Here is a 21,462-nt window from a genome sequence, read left to right on the forward strand (position 1 = left end):
ATCGGTGAATTTTGTAATCCGAATTATTTAGTTAACACCCAAAGCAGCTGAACTGTAATTTTCAATGGGCAGCAAACCGAATGGCACGGAAATTCATTAATTCATATCAGAGACTTTTGATATCAATGACTTCAAAGTTTTTGGCATCAAAGTAATCATCCAATCCATAGTCCGTGTTGATGATGATGCCACCTAATAGCGTCACTTTATCAACATGGAATTCCTCCTTGCATGACTTTATATGATCATGGATTTTTTTATCGATAATTTCATAAGTTGCTTCCGTAATACCTTTCTCAAGGTTTTCGCTTCCCAATATTTGCTCCCGAAAAGGCAGCAGGCTTTCCTCGAGCTTCATTTGTTGATAGTCATCTTCGTTCAATACCGGTTTATAGTTCCCGTCCTGAATTCGGCTCAACGCCAACATAAGGGCACCACAAGAGTTACCGGTCTGCTCTTGTCGTGGTCTGTACATCTTGCCCAAATCCCCTTCCAACGTAATCCCTATATGGGGCCCATAAAATATAAATGCACTACCTTCATCCGGGATATGATGGGCAAAAGCCGTCATGCCGGTCTGTCCTGCAAAAGGCAGGCCTCCCAATCCTCCCATAATAAATGGACCGAACAATACATTGAAGAACGTGGTAGAAGGAACATTAATATCATCTGAACAAACCGAAGTGGCCATCAGTACTTTAGAGATGTCGATTTTATGTTCAATTTGCATTTTTCCAAGATAATGAATCGATGTATCCTTGGCATCCATAGCATTGGGAAAATGGGACTTTACTATTTCATCGAATTTTCTTTGTAACATAATTAAAAAAGTTAAAGTGTTTATCTCAATTTAGTGTTGTGCAACTTAACCAAGTTTAGTAGGCTCCCCAATGATTTGTAGGTAAGCCATACGGATCATTCATTTGGCCATTTTCATCCGCCAATTCCGTTCTAAACAAGTATCGGATTTTAACCGGATAAACCTTTGTACATATATCATTTCCTATGAAATGTCTTGATGCGGCACCTCTGGTAAAAATAGAAGAAATTACAAATAAATGCAATGGAGTTGCATTATCCTTAAGTTTCCCTACGGGGACAAATTTGGGATTCCAGGATAGAGCTTGTTCTTACCATTAACACTAATATACTTTAAGAACGATACGACCTTTTTGTTGATTGTTGTCAATACGAAGAGATACAATCCTCGCAGCTACCTATCAACAAGAGCGAAACGGATTCAATTCTGTGGTTTGGAACGGTCGGAATTGGAACATCCATGGGCAGGCACACGGTTTTTCCACAATCCCTGCATTGAAAATGAGGATGGGCGTCCACATGATGTGAAGATGAACATCCCTTGCACTTGGCGTACCATTTCAACCCATCCTTTCCTATAAAGGAATGAAGTGTACCATCATCTTCCAAGCGATCAAGGATTCGGTACACCGTGGTCTTGTTCATTTTTGAGTGAAGCTTATCCACTAGTTCAACCACGGATACGGCTTGGTCGGTCTGCCCGATCAGGTTGAGCAAGGCATCCACCGATTTTGTCTTTCTGATTATTCCCATCGTACAAATTTATTGCAATACGGTTGCATTTACAAGCAAAACATTTATTTTTGCAACCGAGTTGCATTAAGAAGTCAAGGAGTAAACCCGACTTTTACATTGGGGAATACACTGGGGCTGTGAACCCGAAAATAAAGAAAATCAAAAGCAAATTGAATTGCGATGGCACGGAATATTTGGCGACCGAAAGAATAAGATTGTCTTTATTGGTCGGGATATGAACAAAGAAGGTATAACGGCCGATCTCGAAGCTCGTTTAGCCACAGAACAAGGGCTTGAATCATAAAATTGGCCAGGGGGATATCCCGATAAATGGCCTGTGGACAGGGTATATACTCTGGAATAGAAAGACGTTGACCACATGGAATTTGCCTTTAGGCCGCAATTCAATATGCCGACCGATTATTCCAATGTCAAATATCCCAAACTAAAAAATCACCGTTTCACATCAAAAATATATGTTGCCTATTCTTATTGTTTGCTCCGTTACCTTCGGCCCAAAGTTATATGAACGTTAAATTTTCCGTCAACATCAAAAATGTATTTTTATATCTAAAAATAAATATTTAGCTTTGTCTAAATTTTTAATTTGCCTAAACAAAATTTTTAGATGTCCTTCAGTGATAACCGCATAAGGCGTGTTTTTTCGAAATATTTTGAGTGAATTTGATATATGAAAAACCTACATTTCCTCCTTGCATTCCTTTCAGCAGCTTTTGGTAACTTCCTTTGGGCGCAGACGGCTTCCGTATCGGGCAAGGTCATTGGCAATGGGGAACCAGTACCTTTTGCCAGTGTCTATGTTAAGGGTGGCACCGAAGGGACCAATGCCGATGTTGATGGCAACTATCGTTTGGATGTACCGACTGGTAGTATTACCCTTGTGGCACAGGCACAGGGATTTCGGACCCAAGACAGGGAATTGACCGTTATGGCAAATACGGACCAAGAAGTTGATTTTGAGCTCTTGGAAGATGTTCTGGGTCTTGAAGAGGTGGTCATCAGTGCTACCCGAAATCGAGTGGAACGGAGAAGTGCCCCAGTGGTGGTATCTTCCCTTAAACCAAGGCTTTTGACCGCCACACAATCCATTACGGTGGCCGAGGGTCTCAATTTTGCCCCGGGGGTCCGGGTGGAGACCAACTGTCAGAACTGTGGGTTTACACAAGTACGCCTAAACGGATTGGATGGTGCCTATACCCAAATACTGCTCAATAGTCGGCCCATATTTACCTCACTTTTGGGAGTTTATGGGTTGGAACAGATTCCTACCAATATCATCGAACGTGTTGAGGTAGTGCGTAGTGGAGGTTCGGCCCTTTATGGCTCCAATGCTATAGCCGGCACTGTCAATATTATTACCAAAGACCCCGTTTTGAACACTTGGGAAATCGGGAGCAATATGGCCCTGATAGACGGGGATGCCCTGGACCGTATTCTTAACTTCAATGGCTCCATAGTGGCCGATGACCTCAACAGTGGGGTTACTATTTTCGGAGCCTATCGAAATCGGGAAGCCTTCGATGCCAACGATGATGGTTTTACGGAATTAGTGGAACTGCGAAATACCACGGTAGGAGCCAAAGCTTTTGTAAAGCCTTCGGATAGAAGCAGGTTATCCATAAACCTTAACGCGATTCGGGAGTACCGACGTGGCGGCGACCGTCTGGACTTGGCGCCGCAATTTACCGATATTACCGAGGAACTCGACCATGATACATTTATAGGTGGTGCAGATTATGAGGTGAACAGTGTGGACAATACCCAAAAAATACAAGTGTATACTTCCGCTTCATACACGAATCGCGACAGTTACTACGGAGGACTGGGCGGAGCACGCACCCGACAGGACAGCCTATTGGCCAATAATGCTTTTGGAACTACCCAAGACCTGGCCTGGGTCAACGGTTTCCAGTTCACCAAGGCATTTCAAAACAACGATGTACTTACGGCGGGCGCCGAATACAACTATAGCACCACCGAAGACCAGATTCCCGGTTACAACCGGCTGGTCGACCAAAGTGTCAATTCCTTGGGAGGGTATGCACAATACGAATGGAAACCTACGGATCATTTCACGGCACTGATAGGGGCCAGATTGGACAATGTAAACGTTGAAGGGGACTATGCCATTGGCGGTATTGAAAGGGGATTGGATTTGAGCCAGACCGCACTTTCGCCCCGACTCACCCTGTCCTATCAAATTTCCGAGGAAGTGCGCTTACGAGGGGGCTATGCCCGGGGATTCAGGGCTCCCCAAACCTTTAATGAGGACCTGCATATTTCCAGTGTAGGTGGGGAACCACAATTTGTCATCCTCTCCGACGACTTGGATACTGAGTTTTCGAACGCGTTTACAGCTTCTTTGAATTATTCCAAAACGGTAGATTTGTTGCAAATAGACTTTTTGGCAGAAGGCTTTTATACTACATTGGAAGACCCTTTTACTTTGGTAAGCACGGGTGCCGTTTTGGCAAATGGCTCTATCCTTGAGGAAGTGCGAAACGGGGAGGGAGCACGGGTGTTTGGCTCCAATTTTGAATTAGGGGTTTCCCCAGATCCGGAATGGCGCTTTCAACTGGGAGGTACGTTACAACGAACCGAATGGGACGAACCCCAAATCCTTTTTGAAAGTGATGGTACACCTGGTGAAAGTGACATCATCATCGACGAATTTGTACGTGTTCCCAACTTCTACGGATACCTCAATACGACCTGGATTCCCAGTGAAGCCTTTAATATTGATGTTACGGGCACATATACAGGAGGAATGACGGTACCAAGGGTAATAAGTGATACAGGGTTTTTGGAGTTGAACGAGGTCAACTCGTTTTTTGACCTGAACATTAAATTGGAAACACACTTCGATTTCAGTGATTCCTTTATGGTTACCGTTTCAGGAGGGGTTACCAACCTTTTCAATAGCTATCAGGACGATTTTGAAATCGGCCCTACTCGGGACTCCGACTATATTTACGGTTCCGATGCACCAAGGGCTTTCTTTTTAGGGCTAAAGTTTGGTAAATTGCATTGATGGCGGGATTGACTTCTTAAAAAAGCAACCACCATTGTAATCAAAATTCGCTCAAAACCCAAAGGGGACTAAGGTTTCTATTAAGATATGATGAATTATAGATCAATTGGTTTTATTTGCTGTTCGATGTTGCTTTTTTCGTATTCGGGAGGGGCACAGGAAAATCATATCGACTGGCTTAGTTTTGGGCAGTTGGAAGACTCACTTTCCGTAAAACCAAAAAAGGTTTTCATAGATTTTTATGCAGATTGGTGTGCATACTGCAAAAAGATGGACGAGGCGGTTTTCAAGAATTCCAAGGTGATTTCCAAATTGAACAAGGACTATTATGCCGTAAAAATGAACGCCGAGACAACGGATACGATCGTATTTGGTGGCGAGACTTTTGTAAACAAACAATTGAAAAAGAAAAGAAACCCTACCCATGAGATTCCGCTGCTTCTGGCCTCTCGGGAAAACTACCCTTTTTCCCTTCCCGCCATAGTTGTTCTCAACGAAAAATTTGAAGTGACCGAAAGATATTTCGAATACCTTTCCCCAAAGCAAATGCTGGAAGCTTTGGAGGATTAAGTAGGATGAAACTGGAGGCACATAGGTAAGTACCACCGACGAATCAACAATTGTTCCTAAAGGTTATCTTTACAATTGGGGTGATAACAGAACATCAACTTTAGCTTATCCAATCCTTACTAAGAGGATATCAATGAAATTCCTAAAACGGGCGCAGCGGTAAAATTAACTTAAGCTATGTTTTTGTTTTTCTAAAAGGATGTATTTTTGAAACTTTTATGCATGCATAACAAAAGTTGACAAAATGTATCTAAAGGAATTTGAAGTTCGTTGGAGCGATGTTGATGCCAATAGGCACTTGGCCAATAGTGCCTACATCAATTTTATGAGCCATGCCCGTATGAGTTATCTCATGGAATTGGGTTTTGACCAAAGGATGATGGCAAAGCACCAAATTGGTCCTGTAGTTTTTTATGAGCACATGTATTACTTTAAGGAAGTGTTTCCCGGAAAACCCATACGCGTCTCGCTGGAAGTGATGGGTTTGAGCGAGGATGGAAAATTCTTCGAGTTCCACCATAATTTTTATGATGCCAAAGGCAGGAACGTGGCTCATTGCGAGATGATGGGGGCATGGATGAGCCTGGAAACCCGAAAACTGATCGGCCTTCCCGGGGAATTACTTCAGGTATTCAATGCAACGGAAAAACCAAAGGGCTTTCGAATTTTGACGAAAGCGGATACCCGAAAATTTGCCAAGACACCGAAGGATCTTTAATTAACCTTTAGCACGTGCCGAATATTGGAAAAATTCCATATATTTGGCAATATTCCATAATTAGATGCGGCGCTCGGGTACGGCAGATTTGGCATTGCATGGTGGGGCCATCCCGCCATGGCTCTTTAGCAGGATGAAGCAACTTACCTTGCCTCTTGTAGAAGCTATTATTATTCAAAATGGAAAGGATGATTTTCTGGAGCGGTTGGCCGATCCTTTTTGGTTCCAGAGTTTTGGAACGGTCATTGGAATGGATTGGAACTCCTCCGGGGTAACCACCGCCGTAGTGCGTGCCTTAAAACAGGCAATTAATCTCGTTTCAAAGGAATTGGGAATCTATATATGCGGTGGAAAAGGAAAGAAGTCCCTCCAAACCCCCACTGAACTTCTTGAAGTAGGCTATAAGACCGGATTGGATGGTAATCATTTGGCCCAATGTAGTAAGTTAAGTGCCAAAGTGGATAATACGGCCTTGCAGGATGGCTTCAACCTTTACCTGCACAATTTTGTGGTGAGCGATACGGGCAAATGGTCCGTAATCCAGCAGGGAATGCACAACTCCAATGGTATGGCACGAAGGTATCATTGGCATTCTGGAAAACTGAACTCCTTTGTAGAGGAACCGCATACGGCCGTATGCGGTGAAAATCAAGGCCCTATTCTAAATTTGGTACATAAGGAGGCCGGAGTTACCCGAAATTCTATCATGGAGGTTTCCAAGGAACACCCGGATAGGATATTAAAGGAAGTACCACATCTTTTTGTACCCACATACCATGAAGTCAAAGCAAAGGATGTGGACCTAAAGCGTTTGGGCAGTATCCTCTGGCTGGCCCAGGAGAATGAAACAAAAACGTTTGAAGAGCTTTTATTGCTTAAGGGAATGGGCCCCCGAACCCTACAATCATTGACTTTGGTGAGTGAAATAATCCATGGGACGCCATCGCGTTTTACGGATCCTGCCCGTTTTGCCTTTGCTCATGGAGGAAAGGATGCCACTCCATTTCCAGTCCCGACCAAAGTGTACGATGAGACGATTTCCGGCCTAAAGGACGCAGTCCAAAATGCAAAAATCGGTAGCACTGACAAAATTAAAGCTATTCATAAACTTACAGATTTGGCCCAAAAGGCAGAAAAGGGTTTTCATCCCAATGCGAATTTTGACGCTCTGGTCAGAAAGGAAAAAGAGGAATCCTATAAATATGGGGGGCGAAGTATTTATGGGTTTGCCAGACCAAAGAGCAACTCCCAGCTGAATCTATTCGATGCCATCAAGGACGAATAGAGCACTTTTCATTTTTATATAGTATCGCTTCCATTTAAGATCCGACCGCAATCTTAGTGCGCTGAAACAAAACAAATACAATTGAATTTTGTATACCGTATACAAAATTTAGTATTTTTGAAATATGCGTATTACTGCGGATGAATTAAGCAAACAGGCCTATAAGAAGGTCAAGAAGATGATCGTTTCCAAAAAATTGTTGCCGGGACAAAAAATCGTCCAGGAACAATTGGCCGACAAACTGGGCATTAGCAGAACCCCTTTGCGTTCTGCCTTACAGATGTTGGAAGCCGAGTCACTGATTAAATCCATACCGAGAAGGGGGGTCATTGTCAGGGAATTTAGCGATACTGAAATCATTGAAATCTATGATTGCCGCATAGCCTTGGAAAGTACTGCGACCCGGTTGTTCACACAAAGGGCCGCCCAATCCGAAATAGACCGGTTACGAAGTTTGTTGTTACCCTTCGAAAGGGGAAAAATCGATACCCGAGCCTATCAAAGAGCGGACAGTGAGTTTCATAATTCCCTTATAAAATACTGTGGCAATGAATTTTTATATAACCTGTTCCAGAAGGGGAATCTCCTGGTCTGTATCGATATGATCGGATTGGTACGTCCGCCTCAGGAGACCTTGGAAGAACATTTGGATATTGTTTCCGCCATTCGCTACCGCGATGCCGATCTGGCCGAAAATCTGATAAAAGACCACTTGGATAAATCAAAGCAACTGATTCGCAAAAAATTAGAGCATGAAGGGTAACCCCATAATCCCTACCCGGTATAAAATGGTCTTCGGTACTTTCCTGTTGGCCATGATCGTGTTGTTCGATCGTATATTGCTCTCCGTGGCCAAGGATCCGGTAGCGGAATCCCTTCAATTGAGCGACAGACAAATGGGATGGGCCATGAGTATTTTTGCGTTGGGATATGCGCTGTTCCAAACCCCGGCCGGACTATTGGCGGATAAATACGGCCCCAGAAAAATATTGACCGCAGTGGTGGCGTTATGGTCCATTTTTACGGCCTTGACCGGTGCCGCCTGGAATTACATTACCTTATTGCTCGTCCGTTTTCTTTTTGGGGCAGGGGAGGCCGGGGCCTTTCCCGGTATGGCCCGTGCCATTTACAGTTGGATTCCCCTATCGGAGCGGGGAATTGTAAATGGCATCAATTTTTCGGGAGGTCGTATAGGGGCCGCCTTTGCCCTACCTTTGGTGGCCTGGCTGATGGATTTGGTCGGATGGCGTTTGACTTTTGTATTGCTGGGTGCCATCGGCATTTTATGGGGCATCCTATGGTATCTCTGGTTTAGGGACGATCCGAAAGACCATAAAGGGATGTCCGCTCCCGAGGTAAATTATATTCGGGAACATACGAATAGGGATGTCAAGGAAGAGAAAAAGGTCAAATTGGATTTTGGAAAATTGTTCCGATCCAAAACCATGTGGCAGCTGATGGGACAGTATTTTGCCAGCAACTTCACGTTCTTTTTCTGCCTAACGTGGTTGTTCCCGCACATCAAGGAAAAATATGGATTGGATGCGTTGGAAGCAGGATTTTACGCCTCTGCCCCCCTAATTTTTGGAGCGCTTGGGAATTGGTTTTCAGGATTCCTGGTGGACTTTATCTATAAGAAAAACCATTGGGCCCTATCCCGAAAAGTCCCCGCCATCATTGGATTCCTTCTGGCATCAATTGGTATAGTCGCCAGTGTATACATGGATGAGGTAACCCCTGCCATTATACTCATTTCCATTGCTGTTTTTGGAGCCGATATGACCTTAAGCCCCTCATGGTCAGTTTGTGTGGATGTTGGAAAGCAATTCTCCGGAGCGGTAAGCGGCACCATGAATATGGCCGGAAACATAGGATCGTTTTTAACCGCCTTGGCATTTCCCTATCTATTGGAACTGACCGGTTCGGAAGTCCCGTTTTTCTATCTGGCAGCTGGACTGAACCTTTTGGCAATAGTTTTATGGATGAGGGTAAGGCCGCAGCAGCCGTTACAAATTCGCGCCTCTACAGATTCCTAATACAATGTGGACTTTAAGGATATTCGGAAAAGTGAAAAGCAAGTGGATACATTGAAATGAAACAAAGAATAGCACATATTGCCTTGGTCGTTAAGGACTATGATGAAGCCATAGCGTTTTATACCCAAAAACTGGATTTCGTTCTTCTTGAGGACACCCGACTAAATGAAGAAAAAAGATGGGTCTTGGTGGCTCCACCGGGCGCCGGGGAGAGCAGCCTTTTATTGGCCAAGGCGGCTAATGAAGAACAACGGAAAAGTATTGGCAACCAATCCGGAGGTAGGGTCTTTCTTTTTCTGTTTACGGATGATTTTTGGAGGGACTATAACAAAATGGTGAATCGTAAGATAAAATTCCTAAGACCACCGAAGGAAGAAGAATATGGCAAAGTGGCCGTATTTGAGGATTTATATGGTAACAAATGGGACTTGTTGGAGCCGAGTCAGGTTAATAAGGGAGTATTATCCAAGTAAAAGTTGACTATTAATGATTACAAGAAAAGATTTTGTGGAAGTGTGCCAAAAGTCCTTGGAGATGATTCAAGCGACCGGAATACAACTAACGGAAGAGGATAAGAAAAACATCACGGCCGCCGATTTCGGCTTAAATGATATTAAGAAAGAAGGCGTACAAATCCTTACCCTATTCGATACGGATCGCATGGCCGCAAAGATTCTGGTGTTGCTCCCGTACCAAACCGAGCCCGAACATTGGCATCCACCTGTAGGGGATAATCCTGGCAAGGAAGAAGTTATCCGCGGTATTTGGGGAGACCTTACTTTTTACGTTCCCGGGGAGGACAGTATGAAGGAGGGATTTATTGTGGAGGGAAAGGGGAATTGGTATACCATGCGCAATGAGGTGATTATCCGTCCAGGGGAACAGTTAATATTACCTCCGGGTACCAAACACTGGTTTCAGGCAGGAAAACGGGGGGCGGTTATGTACTCGTTTTCAACAAAGGTAACCGACCTTTTAGATCAGTTTACCGATCCCAATATTGTAAGGGAAACAAAAATTGAAGAATAACAAACCATAAATCTTAATGACGCTTCCGCAAGATATCAAAACGGTATCAAAGGGCGGTCATTCATAAATCAAGACAAATGAAACAGAGTATCATAACCGCTTTTTTGGGCCGGACACAAGATCGATTTTCAGAATATCAAAATCCTACCTCCTTGGAGAAACGTTTGGACCTTGTAGTTAAAATCCCGGGGGTTGACGGGGTGGAAATCGTATATCCCTACGAAACGGAAGAAGCTAAATCCACCAAGAAAATGTTCGTGGAGAGGGGCCTGAGTTTTGCCGCGGTCAATGCCAATATCAAAAAGGAGACCCAATGGGTTCCTGGGGCACTTTCAAGACCGGATTCCGATTTGCGAAAAGGGGCCATAGAAATCATAAAGGAAGCTAAGGAATATGCCAAGGCCGTTGGCGCACCTTTGGTGACCTGTTGTCCTCTATCCGATGGATACGATAACCTCTTTCAGGTTGACTATCCCAAGGCATGGCGAAATATGGTAGATTCCGTAGTGGAAGCCTCCGACTATCTTCCCGAAATCCCTTTATTTATTGAATACAAGATCAATGAGACCAGGGTACACGCTCAATTGGACAATTGTGCCAAGACCATTCTATTCTTAAAGGATGTGGGCAACCAGGCTACGGGAGTGACCATTGATTTTGGCCATGCATTGTTGGCCAAGGAAAATCCGGCTCAGGTTATTGCGCTTTGTGAGGAAACGGGAACGGATTACTACCTGCATACCAATGACAATGATTTTAATTTCGATTGGGATTTGATTTCAGGTTCCCGAAATTTTCTCCATACTGTGGAATTCCTGTTCTACGCCAAGGAATATGGGTATGATAAATATTTTACCGCAGATGCCTCCCCGCGCATTTTTGATATGATCGGATTCTTTACCGAACATGCGGAAATGAATCTGGCCATTTGGAATCTGGTCGATAAACTTGACCGCAAAAAATATCGAAAGCTGATGCATGAGGAAAGGCATATGGATCTGATGCACTTGGTACGAAGAGAAATCTACAGATTGTAAAGTGTTTTATAGCCTTTTGAGGCTGGGAATAGGAAATTAAACCTATTTAAGTCAATTGCGGCTTGGGTTTTCTACTGGCCAGATAAACGCCCAGCAGTACCAAACAGGCCGCTAGGAGTTTAAGAGTCGTTAAGCTGTCCTTTCCCGTGGCAACGGCATATAGAATTCCAATTAACGGTTGTACATATACAAAGGCACTTAAGGTAGATGCCCTTAATTGGGTCAGGGCAAAAATGTTGAAGAGGTAGGTACAAAACGTAGTGCCTACCACCACAAAGATAATGCGCCAAATGGCTTCAAAAGGCAGGTTGGCCCAATCGATTTCCGTAACTTCGGTATACCCAAAAGGCAGACAGATCAGGATTCCAAGGGTAAAGAGCCATTTCATAAAGGTAAACGGGTGGTATTTGGCAATCAGTATTTTGGCGACAATAAGATAGGAACCATAGAAAACAGAGTTCATAAAAATCAAAAAATTACCCAATGGGATGTTGGGTGCATCCTGCCTAATCTCGGAGCCAAATACGATGAGCCCCAAAGCACCCAGAAGACCTATGGCAATACCCAAAACTTTTTGGGGAAGGATTTTTTCCTTGATCAATAAGGCGGACAATATTAAAACGATAATAGGCGTAATCGTAATTAAAACTGCACTATTGATAGGTGTAGATAGGGCAAGCCCCTTAAAAAAGACCAACATGTTTACGCCCATACCCAGAATAGCACAGACCAACATGCGCAGATAATCTTTTTTCTCTATTTTCTCCTTAGGCCCAAAAACTGAAATGATCCAAAACAAAATAGAAGCCCCGACAACGCGAAACATAATAAAACCAAAGGGCTGCACATAATGGGGCATCACCCCTTTGGCAATAGTGTGGTTAAGGCCATAGATAGTTGTGGCGCCTAGGGCGGCTAATATGGCGAGTGTTCGCTTATTCAAGAGTGTATAGCTCCTTTGGCGGCTTCAACCACCTTTTTGCTATTTCCAATGAAAATCCGGCCATCGATTAAAATCACAGGGCGTTTTAAAAAAGTGTAGTGATCTAAAATTAAATCCCTATAGTGATTTTCGGTCAGGTTTTTCTCTCCGAGATTACGCTGCCGAAAAAGCATGGCCCTACGGCTGAACAAGGCTTCATAACTGCCGGATAGCCCATGCATCTCCTCCAATTGCGAAGGGGTAATGGGTTCCGTTTTAATGTCCTGCAGTTCTATGCCGTCCAAAGGTCCCAATTCCTTGAGAATACGTTGACAGGTAGTGCATGTACTTAAGTGGTATATTTTTCGCATGGGATATGTTTTTAATTTTCAAAAGTTGGTATGAATGCCTACCCGAACATTTGGGAAAGCGGGAAAAAATCGAAATAGGTGCCATTCAATTTAGCCGATTACAAAGAAACCAATTTCCAGTAAGATAATCCACACTTTTCATTGGTAATCTAGGAACTGGCCAATGCAAAATTCACCGCTTTTTCCGCATGGATTCGGGTAGTATTGAATGTGGGGATGGTCACGTCTGATTCCGAAATCAACAAGGGTAGTTCCGTGCAACCCAGAATAACGCCTTCCGCGCCTTCTTTGGTGAGATCTTCAATGATTTGGATACAGATTTGTTTTGAGCCCTCCGAAAAATTGCCCTTTACCAATTCATTGTATATAATGGTATGGACAGCTTGTCTTTCCTGCTCGGATGGGATGATAACCTCCAATCCATACGTATCCTCTAAAATTTTAGTATAGAAATCCTTTTCCATGGTAAACTTTGTGCCCAATAACGCAATCTTTTTTAGACCCTTGGCCTGGATTGCTTCTCCAGTAGCGTCGGCAATATGTAGAAAGGGAATAGCGGTAGATTGGGTTATGCGGTCGCTTACCAAATGTATGGTATTGGTACAAAGGAGGGTCATATCCGCTCCGGCCTTTTCCAGTTTAACCGCGTGATTGGCCATAAGGTCACCAATTTTATTCCAGTTTCCCTTGAGGGTAAGGTCTTCGATTTCCGAAAAATCAACGGAGGTCATAATGCTCTTTGCGGAATGGGATCCGCCCAAACGTTCCTTGATCATTGAATTGGTATACTCATAATATATCTTTGAAGATTCCCAACTCATACCCCCGATTAATCCAATTGTTTTCATAGTATTTCTAGTGTTATTTTATTTTGCACATTTCCGAGGCTCCATCGATTGTTACCGATGTTAACCAGTCTTTGATAAAGAGAATGGTTTTATGACTTTTTTTCTCCAAATAGTAGTCCTGATCGGGAAGCGTACATTCCAGTTTATTTCTCATGTTGTTGTTCGCTAAGGGTTAACATATTTATATTTCGCTAATTATCGATTTATGATTTTAAAAAAACGCTATAATTCACTGCTTAAGGAATTGATATAGGCTTCGATTACTTCTTCATTTCTTCTGTAATAGGTCCATTTTCCATGTCGTGTAGGGATGACCAAATCCGCATTTTGCATGGCAGTAAGATATGTGGAGATCGTGGATTGCGATAATCCTGTCTTGTCCTGAATGAAACCGACGCAAACACCATCGTCAAAATGATCGATATCCTGATGGGGCGGAAAATTCGATTCCGGATCTTTTAGCCACTTTAGGATGTTTACCCTAGTCTCGTTTGATAATACTTTACTAATTTCGACAATGTCCATGGGACAAATATATAACATATTTATATATCTAGAATAATAGATATGTATTTTTAACCCGTTTTTAAAACCTATATTTTGGAGAAACTATTCAACATTACCCTGCAAAATCGAAAAACCCTCCTAAACATCCTGGAAAATACACCTAAGGAAACCTTAGTGAAGATTCCAAAAGGTTATCGAAACAATATTTGGTGGAACATTGCCCATGTAACGGTTACCCAACAATTATTGGTATATAATCGGAGTAACGTACCCATGCTTGTTCCCCAGGAACTAGTGGATAAATTCAAAAAGGGAACCCTACCCGATGGTACCATGGCGGATGGGGAAAAGGAACGGATAGCTTCCCTTTTGATCTCCGCTATAGAACGCACGGAAGAAGATTTTAAAAAAGGGGTCTTTACGGAATTCAACGAATATACGACCAGTGCCAAAGTAACCTTAAATGAGGTGGGGGACGCCATTGCCTTTAACGTTTTTCACGAAGGCTTACATTTGGGAGCCATACGTTCGTTACAGAAAGCCCTGGCAAGTTAATTTAGGACTTGCCCCTCCTCGCCAGGTATTTTTTTACCTCGTCATAAGGAAGAGTCAGTTCCAATGGACCATCGGCATATGAGGCAACTTCATACGGGTTATAACGCAGTTGTATACCTTTTTCGGTAAAACCTATGTTTTCCGGAAGATAAAAGGAATCCTTCTCGAACATGAATCCGGTATGGTTAATGGGCTTGTCCATAGGGATTTTTTCCTGCTCCCGGAACTTTTTTTCCGCGAAACGTTCAAAATCCTCCTGATCTATAAAAAGTTGCCGGTTTTCAAGTTCCTTCCCTTTATTCTTGTCAAAATTCAAGAACTGTTTTGAGCTATACCCATGGGCACCTCCAGTGAATATATAGGAGTTGAGTTCCAAGGTTAAAAAGACATTATCCTCATAAATGACCTGGCCCTCAATTTTGGCTTCCCACCTTATGGTCTCGTCCGCGTAGAGTCGTTTCAGCTCCAGATAGCCATTTTTAAAGGACTCAATGGCCTCTTCAGGAGTGGAGGCCGCTATGTCCTCGTCAAAATTAAGAATGGCAATGACTTCTTCTTCCAAGGCAGTATTGATGGTCGAGGCCAATTTGGTATTTTCCAATGCCTTTGGGATAGATACGGATACTTCAGGGCAGTCCGCACATGCATCGCCATGTAAAACAAAGGGTTCAAATGTTAGGTTGCCTTGATTTTTACAACTTATAAGCAGTACTAATGTGAGGATAAAGCTAAATATAGGTCTCATGTAATGTTAGTGTTTCAATGTTTGGGGTGTAATTGTATGCTTCCAAAGATAACGATACATTTGCACCCATAATTATATGATATGAGCGAAAAAAAGTTAAAGTTCAATAGTAAGACCATCCATGGGGGACAGGAACCGGACAAGGCTTACGGTGCCGTAATGCCGCCGATATACCAAACTTCAACGTATGCCCAGACCACTCCCGGGGGGCATCAGGGCTATGAGTATTCCCGTAGTGCCAATCCTACGCGGACCGCACTGGAAAATGCCCTTGCCAGTATTGAGAATGGAAAATATGGACTGGCCTTTGCCAGTGGCCTCGCCGCTATGGATGCCGTCATTAAATTATTGAATCCTGGCGATGAGGTGGTCTCCACGAACGATCTTTATGGGGGAAGTTATCGTCTGTTCAAACAGGTTTTTGAAAAATATGGTATTACCTTTCATTTTATAGGGATGCAGGATGCCCAAACCATTGAAAAATACATCAACGATAAAACGAAGCTTATTTGGGTAGAGACTCCGACAAACCCTATGATGAACGTCGTGGACATAAAAGCGGCTTCCCTTTTGGCGAAAAAACATAATCTTTTGCTGGCTGTGGATAATACTTTTGCTACTCCTTATTTGCAACAACCCTTGGATCTTGGGGCGGATATCGTTATGCACTCGGCTACCAAATACTTGGGCGGCCACAGTGATGTAGTGGTTGGGGCATTGGTGGTAAAGGAAAAGGAATTGGCGGATAAGCTCTATTTTCTTCAAAATGCCAGTGGAGCCGTTTGTGGGCCAATGGATAGTTTTTTGGTACTTCGTGGCATTAAAACCTTACATGTACGTATGCAGCGCCATTGCGAGAATGGCAGGGCAATAGCCGAATTTTTAAAAGGCCACCCTAAAATTGAAAAGGTGTACTGGCCCGGTTTCGCAGATCATCCCAACCACGGAATCGCCAAAGAGCAGATGAAGGACTTTGGTGGAATGGTATCCTTTGTGACCAAAGGGAGCAATTATGCCGATGCCGTTAAGATAGTGGAAAGACTTCAAGTCTTTACCTTGGCCGAATCTTTGGGAGGTGTGGAGAGTTTGGCAGGTCATCCGGCAAGTATGACCCATGCCAGTATCCCCAAGGAAGAACGGGAGAAAACTGGGGTTGTGGATGCTTTGATTCGGTTAAGCGTAGGGATTGAGGATATCGACGATTTGATTGCAGATTTGGAACAGGCCATAGTATAGACCCATCCCAACTTTTTCACACAAAAGGAGAAAGTGGTCATTTCCCCTTTAAAAGGCTTCGGTTTAGTCATATTTTGCCTATCCCATGGGGAAATGATAAGGCTAACTTGAAATGGATGCCAAGTAAACAAATTGTCAAATTTTAGAAAAAAAGGGGATTAAATTATTGAAATATCATAATTTCGCCCCATTATTTTATTTTCATCAATAATCCGTGAACAAAATAAGTTTATGAAACGAGCATTAAGAAATTTTAATAATTACTTCACAAAAGGTAATGTTTAAAATTTTTAATGCGAGAACGTAGTGGTTACATGCGTTCTCAATTTTTTAATTATTTTATTTAATTACAAAAATTTAAACGTGTGAAAGAAAAAATAAAAGCCTTTATGGACGAGGTGAGGGCCCGCAATGGCCATGAGCCGGAGTTCCTACAAGCGGTACAGGAAGTTGCCGATACGGTTATTCCCTATATAGCGGATAACGAGATATATAACGGAAAGAATATTTTGTTACGTATGGTAGAACCCGAACGTCTCATTTCCTTTCGGGTCGCTTGGGTCGACGATGCCGGTGAAATTCATGTAAATCGGGGATACCGTATACAAATGAATTCGGCCATCGGACCCTATAAAGGGGGACTACGTTTTCATCCTACGGTAAACGCCAGTATTCTAAAGTTTTTGGCCTTTGAGCAGGTCTTCAAAAATAGCCTTACCACTTTACCCATGGGGGGTGGAAAAGGGGGTTCCGATTTTGACCCCAAAGGTAAATCGAATGATGAGGTTATGCGGTTTTGCCATGCCTTTATGGCGGAGCTCTTTAGGCACATTGGACCTTTTACGGATATTCCTGCAGGGGACATCGGCGTGGGCGCCCGGGAAATTGGATTTCTTTTTGGGATGTACAAAAGGATTCAAAACGAGTTTACAGGAGTGCTTACAGGAAAGGGACTTTCCTGGGGCGGGTCTAAAATACGTCCCGAGGCTACAGGCTATGGAACCGTTTATTTTGCGCAGGATATGTTGCTGACCAAAAGTGATGATATTGATGGGAAAACAGTGGTCATCTCCGGTTCGGGGAATGTGGCACAGTTTGCTGCGGAAAAAACATTACAATTGGGAGGCAAAGTGGTGACGCTTTCGGATTCCGGAGGATATATCTACGATAAAGAAGGCATAGATGAGGAGAAACTGGCCTTTGTAATGGACTTGAAGAACAACAAACGTGGAAGGATTTCCAAATATGTGGACAAATATCCATCCGCAGAATATCATAAGGGGAAAACGCCATGGGAAGTGCCTTGTGATATAGCGTTGCCCTGCGCCACTCAAAATGAGCTCAACGGTGAAGATGCCAAAACCCTGATTAAAAATGGCTGTGTTTGTGTAGCGGAAGGGGCGAACATGCCTTCCACTTTAGAAGCCGTACATACCTTTCAGGATGCCAAAATCCTTTTTGCACCAGGGAAGGCCTCCAACGCGGGAGGTGTGGCGACCTCTGGATTGGAGATGTCCCAAAATTCCCTTCGCATCAGTTGGACAAGGGAAGAAGTGGACGAAAGGTTAAAGGGTATCATGAAGGACATCCATGATTCCTGTATAGAGCATGGCTTGGAAGCGGACGGATATTGCAACTACGTAAAAGGCGCAAATATCGCTGGCTTTGTAAAAGTCGCGGATGCTATGTTGGCCCAGGGGGTAATTTAAGGGACACGCTTAGACGTTCGCAATCGAAATTAGGCCTGTCAGGTTTTTAAAGCTTGGCAGGTCTTCCTATTTTTTCCGATTATCTTTACCGTTACCTAACCGAACCCAATGCAAGTAACCACCAAAGCCATAGTCCTGTCATCCATAAAATATGGGGATACCAGCTTAATTGTAAAGGCGTACACTCTGTCGGATGGATTAAAGTCCTATTTGCTGAAGGGCGTGTTGGCGTCCAAAAAGGGGAAATTAAAATCGGCCTATTTTCAACCTTTGACCCAATTGGAATTAGTGGCCAACCATAAGAATAAAGGAACCTTGGAAAGCATTCGCGAGGCCAAGGTGTATTACCCATATCAAACATTACATACGAGTATTGTCAAGAACGCCATGACCCTTTTTTTGGCCGAAATGCTGGGGAGCAGTATCCATGAAGAGGAACCCAATACCGGACTTTTTCATTTTCTGGAAGCCTCCATGCAATGGCTGGATGCGCATCATGAAATCTCCAACTTTCATTTATTTTTTTTATTGGATTTGACGAAATACTTGGGTTTCTATCCCGATATATCGGGCATGCACGAGCCTAATTTTGACCTTTTGGAAGGGGAGTTTACCCAAATGCCGTCACTTCACCCCAGTTTGGCCGGTAAAAATTTGGATTACTTCAAACAGTTTTTGGGCATAAATTTTGATGGGATACATAAGATAAAAATGAACAAAACCGACCGACAAGAACTTCTAAAAACCCTTGTCCTTTATTATGAATTGCATTTACAGGGGTTTCGAAGACCCAAATCGCTTGCCGTCTTAAATGAAGTATTCCGCTAGTATGCACAGAATAGCGTTCATATGTAGTTTTTTGCTATCCTGTCTTGTATCCGCACAAGAAATCAGCATTTTGGATATGGATACGGGGGAACCTATCCTAAATGTGGCCGTTTATAATTTGGACAAGTCGAAGACGGCCCTGTCCGACAATAACGGGAAATGCGACCTTACTATTTTTGGCCAAGATGAGCGTATTACTTTTAAACACCTTAGCTATGAAGTCAAGAGAATTTCTAAGACACAGATTTTAAGGCGAGGAAGAAAAGTTTACCTTACCATACGGGCCGAACAATTGGACGAAGTGGTTATGTCCATTTCCAAATGGGAGCAACAGAAGAAAGATGTCCCCCAAAAAATAATCGCAATAAATGCCAGACAAATTGCCCAGGTCAATCCGCAGACCTCGGCCGACCTTCTACAGAACAGCGGAAAGATTTTTGTCCAGAAGAGCCAGTTAGGCGGTGGTAGTCCAATGATACGGGGTTTTGCAACGAATCGATTGTTGCTTTCCGTTGATGGGGTACGTATGAACAATGCCATTTTTAGAGGGGGCAATATTCAAAATGTCATTTCCATTGATCCGTTCAACATAAAAAATACGGAAGTGATCTTTGGTCCGGGGTCGGTAATTTATGGTAGTGATGCCATAGGGGGGGTCATGAACTTTTATACGAAGAAACCGGTTTTTTCTGAATCGGACAGTACCTTGGTTTCCGGGAACGCCTATTACCGTTTTGCCTCGGCCAATATGGAGAATACCGTACATGCTGATGTAAAGTTTGGAAAACAGAAATGGGCTTTCTTAACAAGTGCTTCCTACAATGACTTTGGAAACTTGCAAATGGGTTCTCATGGCCCGGATTCCTATTTACGAAGAAGCTATGTCATCACCCGTAACGGTGAGGACAGGGTAGTTGCCAATCAAAATCCCAGGGAACAGGTTCCTTCGGGATATAACCAAATCAACCTGATGCAGAAAATTTCCTTTCAACCCAACAAAATTTGGGATTACAATCTAGGGCTTCATTATTCGGAAACCTCTGATTATGCGCGATATGATCGTTTAATACGTCCCGGACGCGATGGAAATGAATTTCGTTCTGCGGAATGGTTCTATGGACCACAGAAATGGTTTATGGGGAATTTGCAGATCGATAAAAAAGGACAAAACAAATTCTATGATGGATTAAAGGTAACCGCGGCCTATCAGCGTTTTGAGGAAAGCAGAAACAATAGGGATTTTGGTGACCCCACCCGATTTACCACACAGGAAAAAGTGGATGCATTGTCCGCCAACATCGATTTTGAAAACAAGAGGATAGGGAACCTTAAGCTTTATTATGGGGCGGGATACGTTTTTAATAAGGTGCATTCCGATGGAATCCAAAGGAATATCGAAACAAACGTACTATCCGATGCGGCCTCCCGCTATCCGGATGGATCCACTTGGCAGACCGTTGCGGGATATGTCAACGGGGAGTATAAGGCCAAACCAAACTTTGTATTGCTTTCGGGGCTACGATATAGTCATGTATGGGTCGATGCGGTTTTTGACAGAACCTTTTATCCCTTTCCTTTTGATACGGCGGATTTAAGTACTGGTGCCCTCACTGGGAGTTTGGGTTTTAGCTGGTTTCCAAGAGCCAATCTTCAAATAACCTGGAACGGATCAACAGGATTCAGGGCCCCTAACATTGACGATGTTGGAAAAATATTTGATTCCGAACCGGGATCAGTGGTCGTCCCAAATCCCGATTTGGAACCGGAGTATGCCTATAATACGGAATTGGGGATACATAAGAATTTTGACGATAAGGTGGTTTTAAAAGGAGCCGCCTTTTATACCTATCTGGTAGATGCACTGGTAAGAAGGGACTTTCAGTTCAACGGACAATCCCAGATAGAATATAATGGGGAATCAAGCAACGTCCAGGCCATACAGAATGCCGCAAAGGCCTATGTTTATGGGTTTGAATTAGGCCTGGAGGCATTTTTATCCGATAACTGGTCCATTGCCTCCAATCTTACAATAACAGAAGGGATAGAGGAAGAAGCCGATGGCACGGATTCCCCGGCGCGGCATGTGGCACCTACATTTGGTGATTTTCACGTCATTTGGAAAAACCAAAGATTACGTACCGATCTTTTTTTGAATTACAATGGCGAAATTGCCTTTGAAGATCTGGCCCCATCCGAACGTAGCAAGGATTATATCTATGCGATGGATTCCAACGGGAACCCCTATTCTCCCTCCTGGTACACTTTAAATTTCCGATCACAATTCACGGTGTCCAATGCCGTAAAGGCATCCTTAAATCTGGAAAACCTGACCGACCAGCGATACCGCCCCTATTCCTCGGGAATAAGTGCTCCCGGAATTAATTTTGTCCTCGGGCTTGGTTACCGGTTCTGAATAAAAAAACCCTGACCATCGGTCAGGGTTTCGGCAATCTTTTTCAG

The 21,462-nt window shown here is 43.4% G+C and carries 23 protein-coding genes; 15 read left to right on the forward strand and 8 right to left on the reverse strand.

Features of this window, described 5'->3' with window-relative positions; genetic code table 11:
• Positions 1-106 precede the first annotated feature (106 nt).
• Together ACO06Y_RS06820 and ACO06Y_RS06825 are read right to left on the reverse strand one after the other, a co-directional pair.
• Positions 107-820: a hypothetical protein gene (locus tag ACO06Y_RS06820; protein WP_422083082.1), complete on the reverse strand. Its 714-nt coding sequence runs from the start codon at positions 818-820 to the stop codon at positions 107-109.
• A gap of 365 nt (positions 821-1,185) precedes the next feature.
• Entirely contained in the window at positions 1,186-1,572 is a 387-nt protein-coding gene (locus ACO06Y_RS06825; RefSeq protein WP_422083083.1) for a Fur family transcriptional regulator, read from the reverse strand.
• 157 nt (positions 1,573-1,729) lie between these two features.
• On the opposite strand from ACO06Y_RS06825, the gene ACO06Y_RS06830 reads away from it, so the two are divergent.
• The 10 genes from ACO06Y_RS06830 to ACO06Y_RS06875 all read left to right on the forward strand — a co-directional run bounded on the left by ACO06Y_RS06830 (position 1,730) and on the right by ACO06Y_RS06875 (position 11,281).
• On the forward strand, positions 1,730-1,858 hold the full coding sequence (locus tag ACO06Y_RS06830) for a GTP-binding protein (protein ID WP_422083084.1): 129 nt from the start codon (positions 1,730-1,732) through the stop codon (positions 1,856-1,858).
• Between the two features lie 387 nt (positions 1,859-2,245).
• Entirely contained in the window at positions 2,246-4,606 is a 2,361-nt protein-coding gene (locus tag ACO06Y_RS06835; protein WP_422083085.1) for a TonB-dependent receptor, read from the forward strand.
• A gap of 126 nt (positions 4,607-4,732) precedes the next feature.
• Positions 4,733-5,176, forward strand: a complete 444-nt coding sequence (locus tag ACO06Y_RS06840) for a thioredoxin family protein (protein ID WP_422083086.1) — start codon at positions 4,733-4,735, stop codon at positions 5,174-5,176.
• A gap of 244 nt (positions 5,177-5,420) precedes the next feature.
• Positions 5,421-5,894: an acyl-CoA thioesterase gene (locus ACO06Y_RS06845; RefSeq protein ID WP_422083087.1), complete on the forward strand. Its 474-nt coding sequence runs from the start codon at positions 5,421-5,423 to the stop codon at positions 5,892-5,894.
• Between the two features lie 64 nt (positions 5,895-5,958).
• The gene (locus ACO06Y_RS06850; protein WP_422083088.1) at positions 5,959-7,179 is read left to right on the forward strand and encodes a DUF763 domain-containing protein; all 1,221 of its coding nucleotides are present in this window, start codon (positions 5,959-5,961) and stop codon (positions 7,177-7,179) included.
• A gap of 124 nt (positions 7,180-7,303) precedes the next feature.
• Entirely contained in the window at positions 7,304-7,942 is a 639-nt protein-coding gene (locus ACO06Y_RS06855) for a GntR family transcriptional regulator (RefSeq protein WP_422083089.1), read from the forward strand.
• Positions 7,932-9,215, forward strand: a complete 1,284-nt coding sequence (locus ACO06Y_RS06860; RefSeq protein WP_422083090.1) for an MFS transporter — start codon at positions 7,932-7,934, stop codon at positions 9,213-9,215. Before ACO06Y_RS06855 ends, ACO06Y_RS06860 begins: the two co-directional genes overlap by 11 nt.
• A 56-nt stretch (positions 9,216-9,271) precedes the next feature.
• A complete protein-coding gene (locus tag ACO06Y_RS06865) occupies positions 9,272-9,688 on the forward strand; it encodes a VOC family protein (RefSeq protein WP_422083091.1) in 417 nt (138 codons plus the stop codon).
• 13 nt (positions 9,689-9,701) lie between these two features.
• A complete protein-coding gene (locus ACO06Y_RS06870; protein WP_422083092.1) occupies positions 9,702-10,244 on the forward strand; it encodes a D-lyxose/D-mannose family sugar isomerase in 543 nt (180 codons plus the stop codon).
• Positions 10,245-10,321: 77 nt separating this feature from the next.
• Positions 10,322-11,281, forward strand: a complete 960-nt coding sequence (locus tag ACO06Y_RS06875; protein WP_422083093.1) for a sugar phosphate isomerase/epimerase family protein — start codon at positions 10,322-10,324, stop codon at positions 11,279-11,281.
• A 46-nt stretch (positions 11,282-11,327) separates the two neighbouring features.
• Here ACO06Y_RS06875 and ACO06Y_RS06880 read toward each other — a convergent pair whose 3' ends face one another.
• The 5 genes from ACO06Y_RS06880 to ACO06Y_RS06900 all read right to left on the reverse strand — a co-directional run bounded on the left by ACO06Y_RS06880 (position 11,328) and on the right by ACO06Y_RS06900 (position 13,947).
• The gene (locus tag ACO06Y_RS06880; protein WP_422083094.1) at positions 11,328-12,224 is read right to left on the reverse strand and encodes a DMT family transporter; all 897 of its coding nucleotides are present in this window, start codon (positions 12,222-12,224) and stop codon (positions 11,328-11,330) included.
• Entirely contained in the window at positions 12,221-12,574 is a 354-nt protein-coding gene (locus ACO06Y_RS06885) for an arsenate reductase family protein (RefSeq protein ID WP_422083095.1), read from the reverse strand. Before ACO06Y_RS06885 ends, ACO06Y_RS06880 begins: the two co-directional genes overlap by 4 nt.
• 149 nt (positions 12,575-12,723) lie before the next feature.
• The gene (locus ACO06Y_RS06890; RefSeq protein WP_422083096.1) at positions 12,724-13,422 is read right to left on the reverse strand and encodes an aspartate/glutamate racemase family protein; all 699 of its coding nucleotides are present in this window, start codon (positions 13,420-13,422) and stop codon (positions 12,724-12,726) included.
• A 13-nt stretch (positions 13,423-13,435) separates the two neighbouring features.
• Positions 13,436-13,576 carry a hypothetical protein gene (locus tag ACO06Y_RS06895; protein WP_422083097.1) on the reverse strand — a complete coding sequence of 47 codons (141 nt, stop codon included), beginning with the start codon at positions 13,574-13,576 and terminating at the stop codon, positions 13,436-13,438.
• 68 nt (positions 13,577-13,644) lie between these two features.
• Positions 13,645-13,947, reverse strand: coding sequence for an ArsR/SmtB family transcription factor (locus ACO06Y_RS06900; RefSeq protein ID WP_422083098.1), 303 nt, complete (start codon positions 13,945-13,947; stop codon positions 13,645-13,647).
• Positions 13,948-14,022: 75 nt separating this feature from the next.
• Here ACO06Y_RS06900 and ACO06Y_RS06905 point away from each other — a divergent pair, with 75 nt between their 5' ends.
• Positions 14,023-14,484 (forward strand): DinB family protein, encoded by a 462-nt coding sequence (locus tag ACO06Y_RS06905; RefSeq protein ID WP_422083099.1) that lies wholly within the window; start codon positions 14,023-14,025, stop codon positions 14,482-14,484.
• A gap of 1 nt (position 14,485) precedes the next feature.
• On the opposite strand, the gene ACO06Y_RS06910 is transcribed toward ACO06Y_RS06905, so the two are convergent.
• Positions 14,486-15,229, reverse strand: a complete 744-nt coding sequence (locus ACO06Y_RS06910; RefSeq protein WP_422083100.1) for a DUF3298 and DUF4163 domain-containing protein — start codon at positions 15,227-15,229, stop codon at positions 14,486-14,488.
• An 81-nt stretch (positions 15,230-15,310) separates the two neighbouring features.
• Between ACO06Y_RS06910 and ACO06Y_RS06915 the strand changes: the two genes are divergently transcribed.
• From ACO06Y_RS06915 to ACO06Y_RS06930, 4 genes are all read left to right on the forward strand, one after another.
• A complete protein-coding gene (locus ACO06Y_RS06915; RefSeq protein ID WP_422083101.1) occupies positions 15,311-16,465 on the forward strand; it encodes a cystathionine gamma-synthase in 1,155 nt (384 codons plus the stop codon).
• 365 nt (positions 16,466-16,830) lie between these two features.
• Entirely contained in the window at positions 16,831-18,174 is a 1,344-nt protein-coding gene (gene gdhA, locus ACO06Y_RS06920) for an NADP-specific glutamate dehydrogenase (protein WP_422083102.1), read from the forward strand.
• A 108-nt stretch (positions 18,175-18,282) separates the two neighbouring features.
• Positions 18,283-19,002 (forward strand): DNA repair protein RecO, encoded by a 720-nt coding sequence (gene recO, locus ACO06Y_RS06925; RefSeq protein WP_422083103.1) that lies wholly within the window; start codon positions 18,283-18,285, stop codon positions 19,000-19,002.
• On the forward strand, positions 18,986-21,415 hold the full coding sequence (locus ACO06Y_RS06930) for a TonB-dependent receptor plug domain-containing protein (RefSeq protein ID WP_422083104.1): 2,430 nt from the start codon (positions 18,986-18,988) through the stop codon (positions 21,413-21,415). Before recO ends, ACO06Y_RS06930 begins: the two co-directional genes overlap by 17 nt.
• Positions 21,416-21,462 lie beyond the last annotated feature (47 nt).

The sequence above is a fragment of the Ulvibacterium sp. genome (genome assembly GCF_965228935.1).
Classification (GTDB): domain Bacteria; phylum Bacteroidota; class Bacteroidia; order Flavobacteriales; family Flavobacteriaceae; genus Ulvibacterium.